Source organism: Leifsonia sp. 1010 (genome assembly GCF_031455295.1).
Lineage (GTDB): Bacteria > Actinomycetota > Actinomycetes > Actinomycetales > Microbacteriaceae > Leifsonia.
Genome location: NZ_JAVDSL010000001.1, coordinates 654,374 through 672,147, shown reverse-complemented (window position 1 = coordinate 672,147; position 17,774 = coordinate 654,374). Strand labels below are relative to the sequence as shown.

General features: G+C 70.4%; 17 protein-coding genes. 5 read left to right on the top strand and 12 right to left on the bottom strand.

The window, feature by feature from the left end:
* Positions 1-12: 12 nt before the first annotated feature.
* Both J2Y42_RS03145 and J2Y42_RS03140 read left to right on the top strand, forming a co-directional pair.
* Entirely contained in the window at positions 13-1,575 is a 1,563-nt protein-coding gene (locus tag J2Y42_RS03145; protein ID WP_309854968.1) for a sugar ABC transporter ATP-binding protein, read from the top strand.
* Between the two features lie 19 nt (positions 1,576-1,594).
* Positions 1,595-2,662 carry a LacI family DNA-binding transcriptional regulator gene (locus J2Y42_RS03140; RefSeq protein WP_309854966.1) on the top strand — a complete coding sequence of 356 codons (1,068 nt, stop codon included), beginning with the start codon at positions 1,595-1,597 and terminating at the stop codon, positions 2,660-2,662.
* A gap of 6 nt (positions 2,663-2,668) precedes the next feature.
* Here the strand turns inward: J2Y42_RS03140 and J2Y42_RS03135 are convergent, their stop codons facing one another.
* From J2Y42_RS03135 to J2Y42_RS03125, 3 genes are read right to left on the bottom strand one after another with little or no spacing between them, the layout of a single operon-like run.
* Positions 2,669-3,658 (bottom strand): NAD-dependent epimerase/dehydratase family protein, encoded by a 990-nt coding sequence (locus J2Y42_RS03135; RefSeq protein ID WP_309854964.1) that lies wholly within the window; start codon positions 3,656-3,658, stop codon positions 2,669-2,671.
* Positions 3,655-4,095, bottom strand: a complete 441-nt coding sequence (locus J2Y42_RS03130) for a MerR family transcriptional regulator (protein ID WP_309854962.1) — start codon at positions 4,093-4,095, stop codon at positions 3,655-3,657. Before J2Y42_RS03130 ends, J2Y42_RS03135 begins: the two co-directional genes overlap by 4 nt.
* 56 nt (positions 4,096-4,151) lie before the next feature.
* Positions 4,152-4,607, bottom strand: coding sequence for a hypothetical protein (locus J2Y42_RS03125; protein ID WP_309854960.1), 456 nt, complete (start codon positions 4,605-4,607; stop codon positions 4,152-4,154).
* 312 nt (positions 4,608-4,919) lie between these two features.
* On the opposite strand from J2Y42_RS03125, the gene J2Y42_RS03120 reads away from it, so the two are divergent.
* On the top strand, positions 4,920-5,495 hold the full coding sequence (locus J2Y42_RS03120; RefSeq protein ID WP_309854958.1) for a dihydrofolate reductase family protein: 576 nt from the start codon (positions 4,920-4,922) through the stop codon (positions 5,493-5,495).
* Positions 5,496-5,502: 7 nt separating this feature from the next.
* On the opposite strand, the gene J2Y42_RS03115 is transcribed toward J2Y42_RS03120, so the two are convergent.
* A complete protein-coding gene (locus J2Y42_RS03115; protein ID WP_309854956.1) occupies positions 5,503-6,759 on the bottom strand; it encodes an arginine deiminase in 1,257 nt (418 codons plus the stop codon).
* A 21-nt stretch (positions 6,760-6,780) separates the two neighbouring features.
* The gene (locus tag J2Y42_RS03110; RefSeq protein ID WP_309854953.1) at positions 6,781-8,232 is read right to left on the bottom strand and encodes a basic amino acid/polyamine antiporter; all 1,452 of its coding nucleotides are present in this window, start codon (positions 8,230-8,232) and stop codon (positions 6,781-6,783) included.
* 208 nt (positions 8,233-8,440) lie between these two features.
* Between J2Y42_RS03110 and J2Y42_RS03105 the strand changes: the two genes are divergently transcribed.
* Positions 8,441-9,238: a hypothetical protein gene (locus J2Y42_RS03105; protein ID WP_309854950.1), complete on the top strand. Its 798-nt coding sequence runs from the start codon at positions 8,441-8,443 to the stop codon at positions 9,236-9,238.
* Here the strand turns inward: J2Y42_RS03105 and J2Y42_RS03100 are convergent.
* The gene (locus tag J2Y42_RS03100; protein ID WP_309854948.1) at positions 9,219-9,479 is read right to left on the bottom strand and encodes a zinc-ribbon domain-containing protein; all 261 of its coding nucleotides are present in this window, start codon (positions 9,477-9,479) and stop codon (positions 9,219-9,221) included. The two genes, J2Y42_RS03105 and J2Y42_RS03100, sit on opposite strands and share 20 nt — an antisense overlap.
* 128 nt (positions 9,480-9,607) lie before the next feature.
* Between J2Y42_RS03100 and J2Y42_RS03095 the strand changes: the two genes are divergently transcribed.
* Complete coding sequence (locus tag J2Y42_RS03095; RefSeq protein WP_309854946.1) at positions 9,608-9,973, top strand: hypothetical protein; 366 nt, start codon at positions 9,608-9,610, stop codon at positions 9,971-9,973.
* A gap of 39 nt (positions 9,974-10,012) precedes the next feature.
* On the opposite strand, the gene J2Y42_RS03090 is transcribed toward J2Y42_RS03095, so the two are convergent.
* From J2Y42_RS03090 to J2Y42_RS03065, 6 genes are all read right to left on the bottom strand, one after another.
* Complete coding sequence (locus J2Y42_RS03090; RefSeq protein ID WP_309854944.1) at positions 10,013-11,023, bottom strand: aldo/keto reductase family protein; 1,011 nt, start codon at positions 11,021-11,023, stop codon at positions 10,013-10,015.
* 131 nt (positions 11,024-11,154) lie between these two features.
* Positions 11,155-11,997, bottom strand: a complete 843-nt coding sequence (locus tag J2Y42_RS03085) for a class I SAM-dependent methyltransferase (protein WP_309854942.1) — start codon at positions 11,995-11,997, stop codon at positions 11,155-11,157.
* The gene (locus J2Y42_RS03080; protein ID WP_309854940.1) at positions 11,994-12,596 is read right to left on the bottom strand and encodes a helix-turn-helix domain-containing protein; all 603 of its coding nucleotides are present in this window, start codon (positions 12,594-12,596) and stop codon (positions 11,994-11,996) included. Before J2Y42_RS03080 ends, J2Y42_RS03085 begins: the two co-directional genes overlap by 4 nt.
* A 71-nt stretch (positions 12,597-12,667) precedes the next feature.
* Positions 12,668-14,623 carry an SDR family NAD(P)-dependent oxidoreductase gene (locus J2Y42_RS03075; protein ID WP_309854938.1) on the bottom strand — a complete coding sequence of 652 codons (1,956 nt, stop codon included), beginning with the start codon at positions 14,621-14,623 and terminating at the stop codon, positions 12,668-12,670.
* Positions 14,620-16,113: an FGGY-family carbohydrate kinase gene (locus J2Y42_RS03070; RefSeq protein WP_309854936.1), complete on the bottom strand. Its 1,494-nt coding sequence runs from the start codon at positions 16,111-16,113 to the stop codon at positions 14,620-14,622. The genes J2Y42_RS03075 and J2Y42_RS03070 overlap by 4 nt, the downstream gene beginning before the upstream one ends.
* On the bottom strand, positions 16,110-17,774 hold the full coding sequence (locus J2Y42_RS03065; RefSeq protein ID WP_309854934.1) for a glycerol-3-phosphate dehydrogenase/oxidase: 1,665 nt from the start codon (positions 17,772-17,774) through the stop codon (positions 16,110-16,112). The genes J2Y42_RS03070 and J2Y42_RS03065 overlap by 4 nt, the downstream gene beginning before the upstream one ends.

Genomic DNA, 17,774 nt, shown 5'->3' with positions numbered 1-17,774 from the left:
GTGTGAGGTGCGATGACGCAGCAGAGCCCGGTGCTCGAGATGGAGGACATCTCCGTCGCGTTCCCTGGCGTCAACGCGCTCGACCGGGTCACGTTCCGCATGTTCCCGGGCGAGGTGCACTCGCTCCTCGGTGAGAACGGTGCCGGCAAGTCGACGCTGATCAAGGCGATGACGGGCGCCATCCGGTTCGACTCCGGCGAGCTGCGGCTGTTCGGCGAGGCTGTGCGGTTCGCCAGCCCGGTGGAGGCGCAGCGCGCCGGGATCAGCGCGGTCTACCAGGAGGTCAACCTCATCCCCACGCTCAGCGTCGGGGAGAACATCATGCTCGGGCGGGAGGCCCGCCGGGGCGGCTCGATCGACTGGAAGCGCACGCACCTCCTCGCGGCGGAGGCCCTGGAGGCGCTCAACGTCGACATCGACCCGCGCACGCCGCTCAGCGCGCACTCGTTCGCCGTGCAGCAGCTCGTCGCGATCGCGCGCACCGTCGCCGCCGACGCCCGGATCGTGGTGCTGGACGAGCCGACGTCCAGCCTCGACAACGACGAGGTCACCGACCTGTTCCGGGTGATCAGGGCGATGAAGGAGCAGGGGGTCGCCGTCCTGTTCGTGTCGCACTTCCTCGAGCAGGTCTACGAGATCAGCGACCGCCTCACGGTGCTGCGCGACGGACGGCTCGTCGGGGAGTACCAGCCGGATCAGCTGCTGCGCATCGAGCTCGTGCAGAAGATCGTCGGACGCGACATCGACGAGCTGACGGGTCCGCATCGCCGGCCCCTGGGCGACATCGACGGCGAGGAGGCACCGCCCCTTCTGGAGGCGCGGCAGCTCCGCCGTTCGAACGCGATCGAGCCGTTCGACCTGGAGGTGCACGAGGGCGAGGTGATCGGGGTCGCCGGGCTGCTCGGCTCCGGCCGGACCGAGCTCGCGCGGCTCCTCGCGGGAGCGGATCAGCCCGACGGCGGCTCGCTGGTCGTGGAGAACCGGCGACGGCGCTTCGCGTCGCCACGGAACGCGATCCGGGCGGGCGTCATCTACTCGCCCGAGAACCGGGCGGCGGACGGCATCCTGCCCGAACTGACGATCCGCGAGAACATCGTGCTGTCGCTGCAGTCGGACCGTGGATGGTTCCGGCCGCTGTCGAAGAGCCGCCAGACCGAGCTGGCGCGCAGCTACATCGAGTCCCTCCACATCCGACCGGCGGATCCCGAGGCGCTCGCCGGGACCCTCTCCGGCGGCAACCAGCAGAAGGTGCTGCTGGCACGGTGGCTCGCGATGGCGCCGAAGCTGCTCATCCTGGACGAGCCGACCCGCGGCGTCGACATCGGCGCGAAAGTCGATCTGCAGCGCCTTGTCCTCGAACTGGCCGCGAACGGCATGGGGGTCATGTACATCTCGGCCGAACTGGAGGAGGTGCTCCGGCTGGGCCGTCGCATCGTCGTGCTGCGGGATCGCGAGCTCGTCGCCGACATCGCGAACGACGGGCTGACGATCGACAACGTCCTGGCGCTCATCGCATACGCCGCGTCCCCCGACGGCATGGCGGGCGCTGTTCCGCCTGCCAGCCATAATGAGTAGCAGGCTGACGGACGGACAAGTGGCGAAGCAACCGGATAACGCGCGGAAGGCGAACATCTTCGATGTCGCCCGGCTCGCCGGCGTGTCGCATCAGACGGTGTCGCGCGTGCTCAACGACCTGCCGAACGTGCGCCCGGCCACGCGCAAACGCGTGCAAGACGCCATCCGCCAGCTGCACTACACGCCGTCGCCCGCCGCGCGCGCCCTCGTCACCAAGCGGTCGCGGATGGTCGGGCTGGTGCAGGCGTCGGCCGGTGAATACGGGCCGTCGCAGACCGTCGTCGCGTTCAACGAGGCGGCGCGGGCCGCGCAGTACGGCGTCCTGACGATCGAGATGGCGACCGGGGAGGGCGGGGCCGTCCGCCAGGCGGTGGAGACCCTGGTGCGCCAGAACGTGGAGGGCGTCGTGCTCATCTGCGACAACCGGTACGTGCTCGACGCGATCTACGAGACCGAGGTCGGCATCCCGGTCGTCGCCATCGACGCAGCTGCTCCAGGCCACGCCTTCTCTGTGGCGATCGACCAGGCCGCCGGCGCGCGGCAGGCCGTACGCCACCTCATCGACGCCGGTCACCGGGACATCGCCCACCTGGCCGGTCCGACCCATTCGCCCGACGCACAGGCGCGGATCGACGGGTGGCGGGCCGAGCTGGCCGACCACGGGCTGGTGGCTCGCCCGCACGGCCTCGGCGACTGGACGGCGGCCAGCGGGTACCAGTTCGGCAGGACGTTCCCTGTCGGCGAGCCGTTCACCGCTGCCTTCATCGCGAACGATCAGATGGCCATCGGCTTCATCAGCGCGCTGGCGGAGCGCGGGTACCGCATCCCGGAGGACTTCAGTGTCGTCGGGTTCGACGACATCCAGGAGGCGCCCTACGTGCGCCCGGCGCTGACGACGGTGCGGCAGGACTTCGCGGCGGTCGGGCAGGCAGCCCTCGCGCTGATGCTGGAGGTGCTGGACGACGGCGAGAGCACCCCTGACCCGGTGGTGCTCCCGCCCGCCCTGCAGGTGCGCGCATCCACTGCCCCGGTTCGTCCGGCGCGGGATGACACGACGACGCAGGCGCCGTCCCGGCAAGCGGTCTGAGCCCGCCTACCGTACCGGCTGGTCGGCCAGCAGCCCGAGATCGCGCAGGCTCTCGGCCGTCTCCACGATCGTCTCGACGGCGGGACGCGGCCGGAGGTCCAGTTCCCGCTTCGCGCGCTCGTTGTGGATGACGAGAGGAGCGGGCTCGTCGCCGGGCAGCTCCTCGGTGGGCGCCTGGGCGGCGAGGTCGCCGAGCTGCTCCCGCAGCACGTTCGCGACTTCCAGGAACGTCATGGTCGGACCGTCGGCGAGGACCAGGTAGCGGTTGCCGGCGGCGCTCGGGGTGGACATGGCGGCGAGGTGGGCCGCCGAGACGTCCCGCACATCCGCCATGCCGAAGCGCTGCCGCGGGACCGCCGTCATCGTGCCGTCCAGCATCCCCGTGAAGACGGCGAGGGACGACCGCGCAGAGGATGTCAGCGTCGGGCCGGCGATCCACGTCGGATTGACGGCGACCAGCTCGAGGTCGCCGCCCTCCTGCTCGATGAAGTCCCACGCGGCGCGCTCGGCGACCGCCTTCGACAGCGGATAGGCGGGAAGGCCGGGGGTTGCGGGGTCGGTCCAGTCGCTCTCGTCGTAGTCGCGCACGGGCTTCGGCGAGTAGCCGACCGCAGCGAAGGAGGACGTGAGCACGACGCGGCGCGCACCGGCGTCGCGAGCGGCCCGCAGCACCCGGAGGGCTCCGTCGCGGGCGGGGACGACGACCTCCTCCGGCACGGCCGTCTGGATCATCGGCGACGCGGTGTGGTGCACCTCCTCGATGCCGGCGAGGGCGTCGGCCCAGCCGTCGTCCTCGGTGAGGGATGCGGCGACGAACGACAGACCGGCGTCGTCGACGCCCGCGCGGCGGACGGCGTCGCGGACCTCGTCCGCGCGGTCGAGCGAGCGGACGGTGGTGCGGACCGCGGCGCCGGACGCCAGCAGGTCGGCCAGCAGGCGCGTGGCGAGGTAGCCGGTGCCGCCGGTGACGAGGATGGTCGGAGCGGGGGATGTCATCGGAAGGTCTCCTCGAGTCGGGGAAGGATGGTTTCGAGCTCGGCGTACGCCTGAGCCTCGGCGGCGGAGTCCGCCTGCTCCCGCGCATCCCACAGGGCGGCCTTCACCCTCAGGTAGTCGAGGTGCACGCGGAGGGTCGCGATCTGCTCCTCGACGCGTTCGGCGTGACGCAGCAGGATGTCTCGCTGCTCGCCCGCCGCATCGCGCCCGCGCCGGCGGTTCGCCTGGTACGTGCGCATGTCCTCGATCCCGACGCCCATGGCGCGCAGGCAGGCGAGCACCTGGGCGGCGTCGAGGTCGCCCTCGGCGTACCGCCGGTGCCCGCTGCGCTCGTCGCGCGCGATGGGGCCGAGCAGGCCGACCTCTTCGTAGTACCGAAGGGTCGGCTCGCTCAGCCCGCTCTGCCGGGAGACGTCCTGGATGGTCAACGTGGTCATGTCCCCATCAGAACAGACCTCAAGCGCTTGAAGTCAAGCGCTCCGTCGTGACCGGGTCAGGCGGCCAGGTGCTGACGTGCTCCGAAGAGGGTCACCGGGGTCTGCTCGCCGTGGCCGACGCAGACGAAGAAGACGAACTCCGTCGCTGCCGGGACCGTGACGACGGCGGCGACGTTCTGCCACGGGTCGGTCGGCAGACTCTGCAGGCGACCCATCTCGAGCGGGCGGCGCTCGATGTCGCGGGCGAGGCCCTGCACGGTGAAGAAGGCGTCGAGGCCGGCCTCGTTGGCCGGGTCGCCGAGCCAGCCGACGAGCGGAGTGTCGGTGGCGTCGCTCACAGGCAGCGCAGTGAGGATCGCCGAGATCGTCTCGTCGAGGGATGAGTCGACCGTCACGCTGTCCGCGCGGTTCGGGACCGGGCGCGAGGTGATGGCGATCCACTGCCCGCTGGTGAGCGTGGTCAGGCGCGTGAGAAGGCGGGTGGGAACAGTGGAGCTGATGTTGCGCAACATGGAAGTTCGGGTACTTTCCGTTACGGCGTCTCGAACGGGCCGGCGTGATGTCGGGTCACTTAGGTTTCGGGACGCGTTATGAAGGCGCTCGCGTGGGCCACCGGGATGTCGGGTTGGGAGCCTGAAGCGTTCGCGGCCGGTGATTCGGGTTCACCGGTAGCCCAAAACTACTCCGATGTCCTCCATAGCGCGGACACCAAAACGGGGGTCATTTGTCCCCCTCCGTGATGAAGGTCTGGACTTCACGCGTGCTTCTTGACGCCCGCAGCGCCGAGTGCTTCTGTTGCATCGACTCTCGGCGAGGAGGCCGCCATGGGGCGCACGATCTGCGACATGTCCGTCTCTCTCGACGGCTACGTGACCGGCCCGAACGACAGCCGCGATAAGCCCTTCGGTGACGGAGCGGACGGCCTGCACGCCTGGTTGCGGCCGACCGCCTCGGACGAGGATCGCGCTGTGCTCCAGAGCGTCGTCGGGAGTGTCGGCGCCATCATCATGGGGCGGACGTCGTTCGAGAAGAACGAGGGAGACGGGGGATGGGGCGACGCCGGCCCGATGGGCGACGTGCCGGTCTTCGTGCTCACACACCACCCGCCGGACCGGCCGTATCCCGCGGTGTTCACGTTCGTCTCCGACGGCGTTCCCGACGCCATCCGGCAGGCCCGGCAGGTCGCGGGCGATCAGGACGTGCACCTCTTCGGCGCCACCGTGATGCAGCAGGCGCTGCCCCTGGGCCTCGTCGACGAGCTGCACCTCCACGTGATGCCGGTGCTGCTGGGTGCCGGAACGCCGCTCTTCGGAGCGCTCGACGCGGCGATCCCGCTGGAGCGCGTCGGGGCGCAGCTCACCCCGGCGGCGACGCACCTGCAGTACCGCGTGGTCCGTTAGCGACAGGTCAGAACTCCACAGGGTCGCGGATGATCGGGCACGTCATGCAGTGACCGCCGCCGCGTCCCCGGCCGAGCTCCGCTCCGACGATCGGGATGACCTCGACACCCGCGTCACGCAGCAGCGCGTTGGTGGCGGTGTTCCGGTCGTACGTGTACACCACGCCCGGGCGCAGAGCGACAGCGTTGTTGCCGCTGTCCCACTGCTGGCGTTCCGATTCGTAGTTGTCGCCTGCGGTCTCGATGACGTGCAGCCGGGGAAGGCCGAGCGCCTCCGCGACGACGTCCACGAAGGCGCGGTCGCCGTGGTCGATCACCCGGAGGCCGGGAGCGGCGTCTTCCGGGACGAGGGTGAACGTGTGAACGGCATCCATGATCTTCGGGTAGAGGGTGACGATGTCGCGATCCGCGAAGGTGAACACGGTGTCCAGATGCATGGCCGCGCGCAGCTTCGGCATCCCGGCGACGATGACCTGCGTCGCGGCGCCCTGCGCGAAGAGTGCTGCGGCCGCCTGCGTGATCGCGTGCCGCGATGTGCGCTCGCTCATCCCGATCAGGACGACGCCGTTGCCGACCGGCATGACGTCGCCGCCTTCGAGGGTCGCCTGCCCCCAGTCCGTCTCCGGGTCGCCCCACCAGACGGTGGCGTCGCGGAAGTCCGGGTGGAAGCCGTAGACCGCCTTCATGAGCAGCGTCTCGTCGTGACGGGCCGGCCAGTACAGGGGGTTGAGCGTCACCCCGCCGTAGATCCAGCAGGTGGTGTCGCGCGTGTACAGCGTGTTCGGCAGGGGAGGCATCAGGTACTCGCGGACGCCGGTGGACTCCCGGGCGAGGGCGACGTAGTCGGTGCGGTAGTCGTCGGGAAGGTCGGAGGTGGCCAGTCCGCCGATCAGGTAGCGGGCGAGTTCGGAGGGAGCGAGCGAGTCGAGATAGGCGCGCGTCCCCTCGATGAGGCCGACGCCGACCTCGCCGGCGACGATCTTGCGGTCGAGCAGCCACGCCTTCGCGTCGGGGTCGCTGACCGTCTCGGCGAGGAGGTCGTGGAGCTCCACCACCTCGACGTCGTTCGAGCGCAGGTCGGCGACGAATGCGGCCTGATCCCGGATGGCGTTGTCCACCCACATCACGTCGTCGAAGAGGAGGTCGTCGGCGTTGCTCGGCGTCAACCGGTGGTGGGCGAGCCCGGGCGAGCAGACGAGCACCTTCCGCAGCCGGCCGACCTCGGAATGGACGCCGTACGTGGGCGCTGGGGATGAATCCGTCATCGTTCCTCCTTGGATGAGACCTCAGATGCTGATCCAGCCGGCGGCGAGGGCGACGATGCCGGTGACCGCGCCGATGACCGCGACGGCCAGGATGATCAGCTCCCGACCGCTGAAGACGCGCCGACCCTGCTCGCGGCGCGCCATGACGAACAGCACCGTCGCCGGCGCGTAGATGATGAACGAGAGCAGCACGAAGGTCACGCCCGCTGCGAAGAGGAGGTACGCCGTGTAGAGGGTCGCGAGGACGGCGATGGTCGTCTCGCGCCCCCAGCCGCGCGGGGTGTCGCCGTACGTCTCTCTCGTGATCACCAGCTTCATCGCGTAGCAGGCGACCAGGAAGAACGGGATGAGCGTCAGCGCGCTGGTGAGATCGAGCGCCAGGTTGAAGGCGTCGTGCGAGAAGTAGGTGATCACCAGGATCACCTGCACGAAGATCGCCGTCATCAGCAGGGCGGGCACGGGCACGTCGGCCGAGTTCGAGCGCGAGAGGAAGCGCGGCATGTCGTTGTCCTTGGCGGCGACGAACAGCACCTCGGCCGCCATGAGCGACCAGGCCAGATAGGCGCCCAATACCGACACGACCAGTCCGATGCTCACGAACCAGGCACCCCACGGCCCCACGGCGGCGGCCAGCACGCCGGCCATCGACGGCTGCCGCAGCTGCGCGATCTCGCCCATCGGCAGCACGCCGTACGACACCAGGGTCACCGACGCGAAGGTGGCGAACACGCTGAGGAACCCGAGGATCGTCGCCTTGCCGACATCGGCGCGCCGCTTCGCGTGACGGGAGTAGACGCTCGCCCCCTCCACGCCGAGGAAGACGAAGACGGTCACCAGCATGGTGCCGGTCACCTGGTCGAACAGCGACCCGGCGTAGTCGGCCCCTGCCCAGTTCTCGGCGAACACCTGCGGTTTGAGCACGAACAGGCAGAGCAGGACGAAGACGACGATCGGAACGAGCTTCGCCACGGTCACGATGCGGTTGATGACCGCCGCTTCCTTGATGCCGCGGCGGATGAGGAAGAAGAACCCCCACAGCCCGAGCGACGAGATCCCGATCGCGAGGAGGGTATCGCCGTCACCCAGCGCCGGGGCGACCGCGCCGATGGTCGACATGATGAAGACCCAGTAGAAGACGAGTCCCATCCCGGCGCTCGCCCAGTAGCCGATCGCGGAGAAGAAGCCCAGGAACTGGCCGAATCCGGCTTTCGCGTACGCGTACACGCCGGCGTCGAGCTCGGGTTTCCGGTTGGCGAGCATCTGGAAGACGAACGCGAGCATCAGCATCCCGACGCCCGCGATCGACCAGGCGATCAACGAGCCGGCGACCCCGGTCTCCTGGGCGAACCGGCGCGGGAGCGAGAACACGCCCGCTCCGACCATCGAACCGACGACCATCCCGGTCATCGTCAACATGGACAGCTTCGCTACGGGAGCGACCTCCCGCCGCGCTGCTTCGTCCGTTCTCGTCATCGACCCTCCCCAGGGGTGCGCCGCGTCGCCTGTCGGGAAGGCGAGAACGCTCCCCGCGACACGGTTCGACGCGCACATTCAACTCGCCGGGCGGGCGGCTGGCAAGAACCGAAATCATCTGCGAATGCTTTCAACGAGCCGCGGGATGCGGGCATCGGCCATTGCGTTCGGCGGGCGCATCCGGCAGCGTGTCACTGTGGTGCGGGGGATGCGTCGAAAGATCCTGGTGGCCGGGGCCGCGCTCGCCGCGGTCGGCGGTCTGGCGACGGGATGCACGGCAGCGCCCGCGCACGATCGGCCCGCGCACTCTGCGCATCCCGCCGGGAACGCGCATCCGACTCCGACTCCGACCCGGACCGCTGACACGTCGCTCGCGGACGAGTACCAGTACCTCCCTCCCGCAGGAACAGTGATGGGCACGGGCAGGTTCGGCGATGTCGAGGGGCATGCCACGGGTGACGTGACGGTCAGCGTCGCACCCGATCTGCGGTTTCAGGTCGTGCTCAGCGGATTCAGCACGACGGCCGCGCCAGGCGTGACCGTCGCGCTCAGCGTCGACCGGTTCGGGGCGACCGCCGGAGCGCCGACCGTACCGGCGCGCGACGACCCCGTCGGCGTGATCGAGTCGACCAGCGGCGACCAGGTGCTGCCGTTCGACTCGAGCGGACGGACAGACCGCGGCGACCTGTCGTACTTCCACAGCGTGGAGCTGGTGACCGACGGCACGGTCGAGGCAGCCGCGCCGATCACCTGGACCATTCCCGGCTTCTACCCCGGCCTCACCGTCACCGACTCGGGCCCCCGGCCATATGCGCGTGGAACCGTGACGTCGTACGAGGGGCAACCCGCCAGATACGTCGTCTGGGGCAACGACAACTCCCAGGCGGTCGCCGATCGCTTCGGGCTCAAGCTCGATCAGCTGTTCTACCTCAACCCGCAGCTGCGTCGCGGCGACACCACGCTGTTTCGGGACACGGAGCTGAACCTCAGCGTCGCGTATCGCTAGCGCGTGCGCTCCACGTCAGCGAATGCCGCGCCTGCTCCGCCGTGAGAGCGGTTTCGCCCCCGCAGTTGGTGCACCGGTTGAGGTAGCGGGTCGACATCGGGAAGAGCGGGAGGAAGAACAGCGTGAAGCGGTTCGAGCGCTTGACGACATTCTGGCGCGCGTCGACGCCGCAGTAGCCGCACACGAACCGGACCACGTTGATGATCGTCTCGTGCACGCTGGAACCGAATATCAGGAGCATGCGCTGGGCCTTCCTCTGAACAGCTCCCCCATCTAGCAGCGCGGTTCCCGGGTGGGGTAAGCCCTTGACCCGGCCGAATCCGCCCGCGAAAGTCTGCGCCGACCGCCGGCCGGTGTCATGATTCGGTCGTGGTGGACGAATTGATCGATGTGGAGTTGTCGGATCGGGAGCGCACCCTGCTGGTACGTGGGCTCGGGGAGTGGGGCGGTCCTGCCCGAAGCGGCGAGCCGATGGCCGTGGCCCTCGGATTCGAGAGTGCCGAGTCTCTGCGCCGCGAAGGGCGTCGGCTCGCCGAGGCGATAGCGGGTCGGATCCCGCTCACTCGCCTGGACTGGACCCGCGCGCTGTTGGCCACGGAGGTCGTCTTCGCAAGCGATGTCGTCGGGTCGGGCGTCGACTGGGCGACGACGACAGGGCTCACGGATGCCGACACGATCCAGACGTTGAGACTCATCCAGCGGACGTTGGGCGGCGTGGTGATCCGACCGCGATGAGGAGGCGGCCGCGCGAGGTACTCGGCCGCCTCCCCGGGCTCAGGCCTCCCGGGTCTTCGGCGACCGCGTGGCCGTGTGCGACGGGTCGCGCTCGACCGCACCGCCGAGCACCTCGTCGATGCGGCCGAGCAGCTCCGCCGGGATGGTCACGCCGGAGGCCTTGACGTTCTCGACGACCTGCTCCGGGCGGGAGGCGCCGATGATCGCCGTGGCCACGTTGTCGTTCTGCAGCACCCAGGCGACCGCGAGCTGCGCCGGCGTGAGGTCGAGCTCCTGCGCGATCGGCGTGAGCTCCTGCACCCGGGTCAGCACGTCGTCCGTGAGCCAGCGCTTGACCGCCCCGGCGCCGCCCTTCTCGTCGGTGGCTCGGCTGCCCTCGGGCAGCGGCGCACCGGGGCGGTACTTGCCGCTCAGCACGCCCTGCGCGACGGGCGACCAGACGACCTGCGAGATGCCGAGCTCCTTCGACGTCGGCACGACCTCAGCCTCGATGACGCGCCACAGGGCCGAGTACTCCGGCTGATTCGAGATCAGCTGGATGTTCAACTCCTTCGCCAGCGCGTGTCCGGCCCGCAACTGGTCGGCCGTCCACTCGCTGACACCGATGTAGAGGGCCTTACCGGCGCGGACGACGTCCGCGAACGCCTGCATCGTCTCCTCGAGGGGCGTCTCGAAGTCGTAGCGGTGCGCCTGATACAGGTCGACGTAGTCCGTCTGGAGGCGCTGCAGAGACCCGTCGATCGACTCGAGGATGTGCTTGCGCGAGAGGCCGACGTCGTTGTGGCCCTTGGGACCGGTCGGACCGAAGACCTTCGTGAAGATCTCCAGCGACTGACGGCGCTCCCCCTTGAGCGCCTCGCCGAGGACCGTCTCGGCCATCGTGTTGGCGTAGACGTCGGCCGTGTCGAAGGTCGAGATCCCGGAGTCGAGGGCGGCCCGCACGCAGGCGGCGGCTGTGTCGTTCTCGACCTGCGAGCCGTGGGTCAACCAGTTCCCGTAGGTGATCTCGGAGATCTTGAAGCCGGAGTTTCCCAGGTATCTGAACTGCACTGTCGTTCCTTTCGCACCGCTGAAGCGTGGTCACCGCGATGGTAGGCCGCATCCGTTGTGCGAATCCAACAGGAGAATCTTCTCGGATTGAGTCCGCCGGTCGATGAATGCGGCACCCACCGGACGGTGATTCAGAAAGTGAACCGCAGGACTCCCAGATCGCTGCGCTCGGCGAGCCGCGGGAACGCGTTCATGACCCGGATCGCCGTCTGGACGCGTCGGGGCATCCTGTCGACGTAGGGCGAACGGCTGAGCATCGTCCGCTCCGCCAGTTTCAGTCGCGGATGCCAGCTCTCGGGTTCATGAGGGTCGTCGAACGCCGTGCCGCCGGCCGTGTCGATGCCGAGGTCGCGGATGGCCTTGACACGGGGCATGAGTGAGCGCGCGAGCGTCGTGTAGCCGTTCATGAGCAGCACTCCGGCGGGCGCGCGGTCCACCAACCGGTGGACCACCTCACGGGAGTCGTCAGGGGAGAGGAACGGGAAGAAGCCGTCCGCCAGGATCGCCAGCGGTCGATCGGCCGGAACCGCGGCGATCCAATCGGGCGATGTCGCATCCACCTCGAGTTCGCTGTAGCCGGCGAGCACAGGCGGACGCTCCGGCAGTCTGCGGCGAAAGGCCAGGATCCCGGGAAGGTCGAGATCGAACCAGCTAGAGCCGGCGGGCGGTTGCACGCGCTGCCCACGATCGTCGAGCCCGGACCCGAGATCGAGCACCACGCCGTCGGGGTTGGCGGCCAGGAACGCACGGCATCCATCGTCGATGAGCCGGCCGCGGGCAGCCACGTTCGACGCCTCCTTCCGGGGCAGGCCGAGACCCTCCCAGTCGACGGCCACCGTGTCGACCACGACCTGGGACCACGCATCGGCGAGGATGGGCGTCTCGCTCGAAGCGTCGCGGGCGCGTCCGAGGATGGGCAGCAGCGCCGAGCGCTCGACCGGCGAGAGGTCCGCGGGCAGGTGCAGACGGTTCATCGTGTCTCCTCCTCGCGCACCAGGGCCGCCGTTACGGCGCCCTCGACGAACTCCGGGCTCTCGGTGAGCACGGCCGTGACGAGCTCCAGGACGAGGGCGAGCTGGCGATCCGGAGACGGCCCTTCTCTGAGCCACCCGCGCTCGGCTCCCTGGCGGAACCACTCCATGATCTGCTCGGCGGCCGGGTCGTCCGACTCCGGCCGCGCCGCGCGGAAGGCGGCCCACCCTGCCGCGCGTTCCCAGGCGAGGATGCGCGCAGCGTCGGGATGAGCGACCAGGAAGCGTGCGGTCTCCCGCACGAGGTCACGGACCATGCCCACGAACTGTGCGCGGTCGACCGGCACCGTACGGTCTGCGACGATAGCGGACCGGGTCGCCGCCGCATCCTGGGCCACCTGGGCGAGCACGGCGCGGTACAGGCCGTCCTTGTCGCCGAAGCGTTGGAAGAGCAGGGCGCGGTTGAGGCCCGAGGATGCGCTGATCCGGTCCACGCGCGCCCCTTCGTACCCGTGCGCGGCGAACTCCTCGGTGGCCGCGGCCAGCAGGCGGGCGGTCGAAGCCGCCGCGTCCCTCCGTCGGACCGTCGTGGAACCATCCATCGGCGCCTCCCGCAACTAACTAATCAGTTAGTTAGTTATAGCACGGTGGGGCCCGCAGTGCCCGGCGTTGTTCACACGACGCGGTCGTTGCCGCCGTCGACCGAGAGGTGGGCTCCGGTCGTCGCTGTGAGCCCGGCGACGAACGCGAGCACCGCCTCCGCGACGATCGCGCTCGTGACCTCGACGCCGAGGAGGTTGCGGGTGCGGTACTCGTCGACGGTCAGACCGTAGCGGGCCGCGCGGTCGGCGAGCAGCTCCGGTGTCCAGATCGCGGTGTCGAAGACGCCGTCGGGCTCGACCTGGTTGACGCGGATTCCGTCGGCCGCCCACTCCAGCGCGGCGACGCGCGCCAGCTGCGCAGCGGCCGCCTTGCTCGCCGAATAGGCGGCGGCACCGGGTCCGGGTGCTGCGACGTTCTTCGTGGAGACCAGCACGACGCGGCCGCCTCGGGGGGCGAGGGCGAGAAGGGGATGCGCGGCCCGCAAAGCGCGGGCGACAGCCGTCGTGTTGACCCGTAGCGACCGCTCCCAGACGTCGTCGCCGAACTCCGAGAGACGTTCGGCCGACGGGAAGATGCCGGCAGCGACGACCAGGATGTCCAGTCCTCCGAACTCGCGTGCAGCCGCCTCGATGGCGTCGTCGATCACCGCGGCGTCGGAAACATCGCCGACGACCCCACGCCAGGCGGGACCCGAGAAGGCGTCGATCACGCCCGGGCTGAGGTCGACGCCCACGACGGACGCGCCCTGAGCGAGCAGCGCGGCGGCCGTGGCCTTGCCGATCCCCGAGGCCGCTCCCGTTACCAGGGCGACCTCGCCGTCCAGCGGCCGGACGGAGGCGCCGGAGCGCAGGCGTGCCTGCTCCAGCTCCCAGTACTCGATGTCGAAGGTGAGTGCCTCGTCGAGCGAGCGGTACCCGCCCTGGCGGTCGGCCGCCTCGACGATGTCCATGGTGTGCAGGGCGATGTCGTGAACGGCGTCGGCCGCGGCCCGCGAAGCGCCGGCAGTCAGCAGGCCGAGTTCGGGGTCCAGGATGACGCGGGGAGCCGGATCGATCGGCTCCAGACCGCCGGGCACGCGGTCCCGGTGCGCGTCGACGTACGCGCGGTACGCGGAGGCGTAGCCGTCGACATCCCGGCCGATGAGCGGTACGCGCTTGGTGCGGATCACGTGCTCCGGGGTCGCCGTGCCGCGGCCGGTCACCTCCGCCAGGTCCGCGCGCTGCGCGTAGCCGCGCGCCCGCGAGGACGCGGACTGGCGCACGACCAGGGCGCGGCCGGCCGTGCGCGACACGTCGCGGCGCAGCTCCGCCAGCTCACGAGCCGATCCCCTGCGTTCCGCAGCGGGCCCCTCGTCCCCCCACGCGGGGTCGCCGAACGAGGCCGACGCGCGGTCCACCAGCTCGCGGTGCCGCCGGAGCGCCTCATCGGCATCGTCGGCGAAGGTGAACAGCCCGTGGTTGGCGAGGACGAGAGCATCCACTCCGTCCAGGGGAGCCTCGGCGACCGCGCGCGCCAGCGGGAACCCCGGCATCATATAGGGGATCACGTGGACGCCGTCACCCAGCACCTCCGCCGCGTGGCGGACGCCGTCGGGCTGGTCGGTCAGGGCGACGACCGCGTCGGCGTGCGAGTGCAGAACGACGCGTGCAGGGAGGTGGGCGTGCAGCAGCGCCTCGATGGATGCGGTCGGAGCGGACGCGTCGAGCGACGCCTGCCGGACCTCGTTGACCATCCGGCTGTCGCTCAACTCGTCGAGGGCGAGCAGGCGCCGCAGCCGCTCCCGCCGCAGCGGCGCGAATCCCGCCGGTTGGATGCTGCCGAGGTCCCAGCCGCTGCCCTTCACGAGCACGAGCTCCACGTCGTCACCCGTGATGTCGCGGCCGACGGCCTTGATCGAGGTGTTCCCGCCCCCGTGAAGCACGAGGGACGGGTCGGCGCCGAGCGCTCGCGACACGCGCGTGATATCGGCGAGAGCGGCATCCACGTCGGCGCCCAGGCCGGTGAATCCATGCAGGAAAGACGTCACCGGGCCACCTCCGTCCAGACGTCGCCCATCACGGCGAGCGTGCGGTCGAAGCGCTGGGCCTGCACCCGGTAGAGGTCTCGGTCCTCGCCGGGCGAGACCACGAGTGCAGGGTCCGGGTCGACGCGCCAGCAGGCGGTGTCGACACCGACCGCCGCCGCGGCCAGGGAGGCGACGCCGCGCGCACCCAGCTCCGTGCCGAGCTGACGCCGCACCGGGTGATCGATGATGTCGGCGAACATCTGCGCCCAGAACGGGTTCTTCGCGCCGCCGCCGGCGAGCGTCCACGGTTCGGGCGAGACGGTCGCGCCGCTGACCCGCACCTTGTCGAGCTGGACGCGGTGATACTGGGTGATGCCCTCGGCGACGGCACGGGCGATCTCACGGTAGCCGTGCTTGTCCTTCACGCCGAGCAGCGTGCCGGAGGCGCCGAGGTGCTCGGGGGCGCCGTGCACGAAGGGAAGGAAGAGCAGTCCCTCCGCCCCGGCCGGAACCGTCGAGGCGGCGTGCAGCAGATCGCGCGGGCTCACCACATCCACCGCGACGGAGGACATGAGTGAGGAGAACCACTCGACGCTCGCGGCCGAGGTGGGGGCGACCTCCTGCGCGAGCATGTACCGCGGGTCGGGCAGCAGGGCGTTGAGAGTCACGCGCGGAGGCTCCGAGTCGGCGGGAACGACCACGGAGTTGATCGCCCAGGTTCCCACGATCACCGTGACGTCGCCGGGTGCAGTCGATCCGGCGCCGATCGGGCTGGCGATGCAGTCCATGCAGCCGGCGACGACCGGGGTGCCTTCGGGCAGCCCGGTGAGGGATGCGGCCGGGCCGGTGACGCGCCCGACGACCTCGTCGGAACGGGACAGCGGAGGCAGCAGGGACATCAGTTCGCGCGGGAGGCCGAGCAGGCCGAACACCGCCGGCTCGTAGGTCCGCTCGGCGAGGTCGACCAGGCCGCAGGCGGAGGCGTCCGAGAAGTCGGCGCTGGCCGTCGCGGTGAGGCACGCGACGATCCAGTCTTTGCAGCTGAGCGCCCAGCGGGCGCGGTCGAGCGTCTCGGGCTCGTTGTCCTGCAGCCACCGCAGCAGCACGGCGGGCTGTCCGGCCCACGGGACGGAGCCGGTGACGCCGCGCACCCGCTCGACCTCCGCCGGATCGAGCGCCGCGACGATGCGCTCGCTGCGGCTGTCGGTGGAGGCGACGGCCGGCCGGACGGGGCGCAGCCCGTCGTCGACGAGGTACAGCCCGTTGCCGTGCCCGGTCGCGCCGATACCGCGGACGGTCCAGCCTTCCGCCGTCAGCCAGGCGGTCAGCTCCGTGAGCACACCGGCGACGACCTCCCACAGGGCCGTCATGTCGATCTCCTGCCGGTCGGCGGCGACCGCGACGCGCGGGTTCGCCGCCGAGACCGTGCGCAGTTCGCGCCCGCTCTCGTCGAAGGCGGCGGCCTTGGCGGCGGTGAGGCCGACGTCGATCCCGATCAGGCAGTGCTTCATTCCGTGCTTCCTCGCATGGTTCCGGCCTCGCGCTCGGCGGTCAGGGCGCGCGGTTTGAAGCGTCGCATCGCCGCGCGGTAGTGGTCAAGTTCGCTCTCGGCCCGCGCTTCGTTCCAGCCGGCGTGGGCGACGAGCACAGCGGCGATGGCGGGGGCGGCGGCCAGGCCGACGTCCCGGTTGAGGGCGACGGCCATGCGCCGGACGACGACGTCCTCCAGGGTGAGGGCGCCCTCCTCGCGCACCGCATGCACGGCCTCGGCGGCGATGGCGCCGGTGTCCGGGTCGACGATCTCAGCCAGTGCCGGCGTTCCGACCGCCAGCCGCTCGATGTCGGCCGCGACCGTGCCGTAGGTCTCCACCAGGCGCTGGGCGGTGTGCGCGGGCAGGGTGCTGCGGCGGAGGTAGTCCGCCCGGAACTCCTGCCAGTCGCCGTCTGGCGCGCCGGGGAGCCGCGCACCCCGTGTCGGGGAGGGCCCCGGCCGTCGTCCGAGCTCCCGCTCCAGCCTCCGGACCACGAGCTCGCCGAGCGCGCGGTGCGTGGTGAGCTTGCCTCCGATGATGGTCACGAGGCCGGCGTCGGCGCCGGTGTGCACGACGATCTCGTGGTCGCGGCTCACCTTCGACGGGTCGTCCAGCTCGCCGACGTACGGGAGCGGCCGGACGCCGGAGTACGACCACAGCACGTCCTCCGGGGTGAGCCCGGCCTGCGGGATGAGGTCGTTGACGGCGCCGAGGAGGTACGCGGTCTCGGCGTCGTCCATGGCGATGTCGTCGATCGAACCGTCGTACGGGAGGTCGGTCGTGCCGATCATGTACTTGTCCTCCCACGGCAGCACGAACATCGGCCGGGCGTCGGCGGGCGACTCGAAGAAGATGCAGGTCTCGGGCGCGCCGGGGAAGTCGTCCACGATCAGGTGGCTGCCCTTGGTCGGGCCGATCCGCCGGTCATGGGCTCCTGCGAGGTCGAGCACCCGGTCGACCCAGGGGCCTGCGGCGTTGACGGTGACCCTGGCTGGCACCGTCCGGGTCTCGCCGGTCTCGCGGTCGCGGTAGCGGAGGCCGGTGATCCGGCCGCCGGTACGAACCAGCGACTCCACGCGGGAGTGGGTGGACACGATCGCGCCGTGACGCTGCGCATCCACCGCCAGCTCGACGGCGAGGCGCTCGGTGACCGGGACGTTCGCGTCGTGGAACAGGCCGCCCCATCGCAGACCGGCGGCCGCGAGGGCCGGCCAGTCGCGCTGCAGCCGCTTGCGGAACACGACCCGGTTGAGGGGGAGCGGCTTTCCCAGCGACAGCACGTCGTGCAGCATCAGGCCGCAGGCGAGCAGCCAGCCGGGTCGGCTCTGCTGCTTCGAGAACGGGATGAGCATCGGGTACGGGTGCACCAGGTGCGGGGCCTTCGCGAGCAGGATGTTGCGCTCGCGGATGGACTCGTAGACGAGGTTCAGCTCGAACCGCTCCAGGTACTTCAGTCCACCGTGGATGAGGCGGGTCGAGATCGCGGAGGTCCGGGCGGCGAGGTCGTCCTGGTCGAAGAGGGCGACGGTCAGACCGCGGGCCGCGGCCTCCCGCGCGACCGCCAGACCGTTGATGCCCGCGCCGATGACGGCGACGTCGACGGACGGGATCTCGGGAGTGTAGGTGGTGAGTGCGGCCAT

Bases quoted from the DNA above. Each gene is read 5' to 3' on its own strand.
- J2Y42_RS03145 (WP_309854968.1), top strand. From the start codon at position 13: ATGACGCAGCAGAGCCCGGTGCTCGAGATGGAGGACATCTCCGTCGCG.
- J2Y42_RS03135 (WP_309854964.1), bottom strand. From the start codon at position 3,658: ATGACATCCCCCGCTCCGACCATCCTCGTCACCGGCGGCACCGGCTAC.
- J2Y42_RS03130 (WP_309854962.1), bottom strand. From the start codon at position 4,095: ATGACCACGTTGACCATCCAGGACGTCTCCCGGCAGAGCGGGCTGAGC.
- J2Y42_RS03125 (WP_309854960.1), bottom strand. From the start codon at position 4,607: ATGTTGCGCAACATCAGCTCCACTGTTCCCACCCGCCTTCTCACGCGC.
- J2Y42_RS03120 (WP_309854958.1), top strand. From the start codon at position 4,920: ATGGGGCGCACGATCTGCGACATGTCCGTCTCTCTCGACGGCTACGTG.
- J2Y42_RS03115 (WP_309854956.1), bottom strand. From the start codon at position 6,759: ATGACGGATTCATCCCCAGCGCCCACGTACGGCGTCCATTCCGAGGTC.
- J2Y42_RS03110 (WP_309854953.1), bottom strand. From the start codon at position 8,232: ATGACGAGAACGGACGAAGCAGCGCGGCGGGAGGTCGCTCCCGTAGCG.
- J2Y42_RS03105 (WP_309854950.1), top strand. From the start codon at position 8,441: ATGCGTCGAAAGATCCTGGTGGCCGGGGCCGCGCTCGCCGCGGTCGGC.
- J2Y42_RS03100 (WP_309854948.1), bottom strand. From the start codon at position 9,479: ATGCTCCTGATATTCGGTTCCAGCGTGCACGAGACGATCATCAACGTG.
- J2Y42_RS03085 (WP_309854942.1), bottom strand. From the start codon at position 11,997: ATGAACCGTCTGCACCTGCCCGCGGACCTCTCGCCGGTCGAGCGCTCG.
- J2Y42_RS03080 (WP_309854940.1), bottom strand. From the start codon at position 12,596: ATGGATGGTTCCACGACGGTCCGACGGAGGGACGCGGCGGCTTCGACC.
- J2Y42_RS03070 (WP_309854936.1), bottom strand. From the start codon at position 16,113: ATGAAGCACTGCCTGATCGGGATCGACGTCGGCCTCACCGCCGCCAAG.
- J2Y42_RS03065 (WP_309854934.1), bottom strand. From the start codon at position 17,774: ATGGCCGCACTCACCACCTACACTCCCGAGATCCCGTCCGTCGACGTC.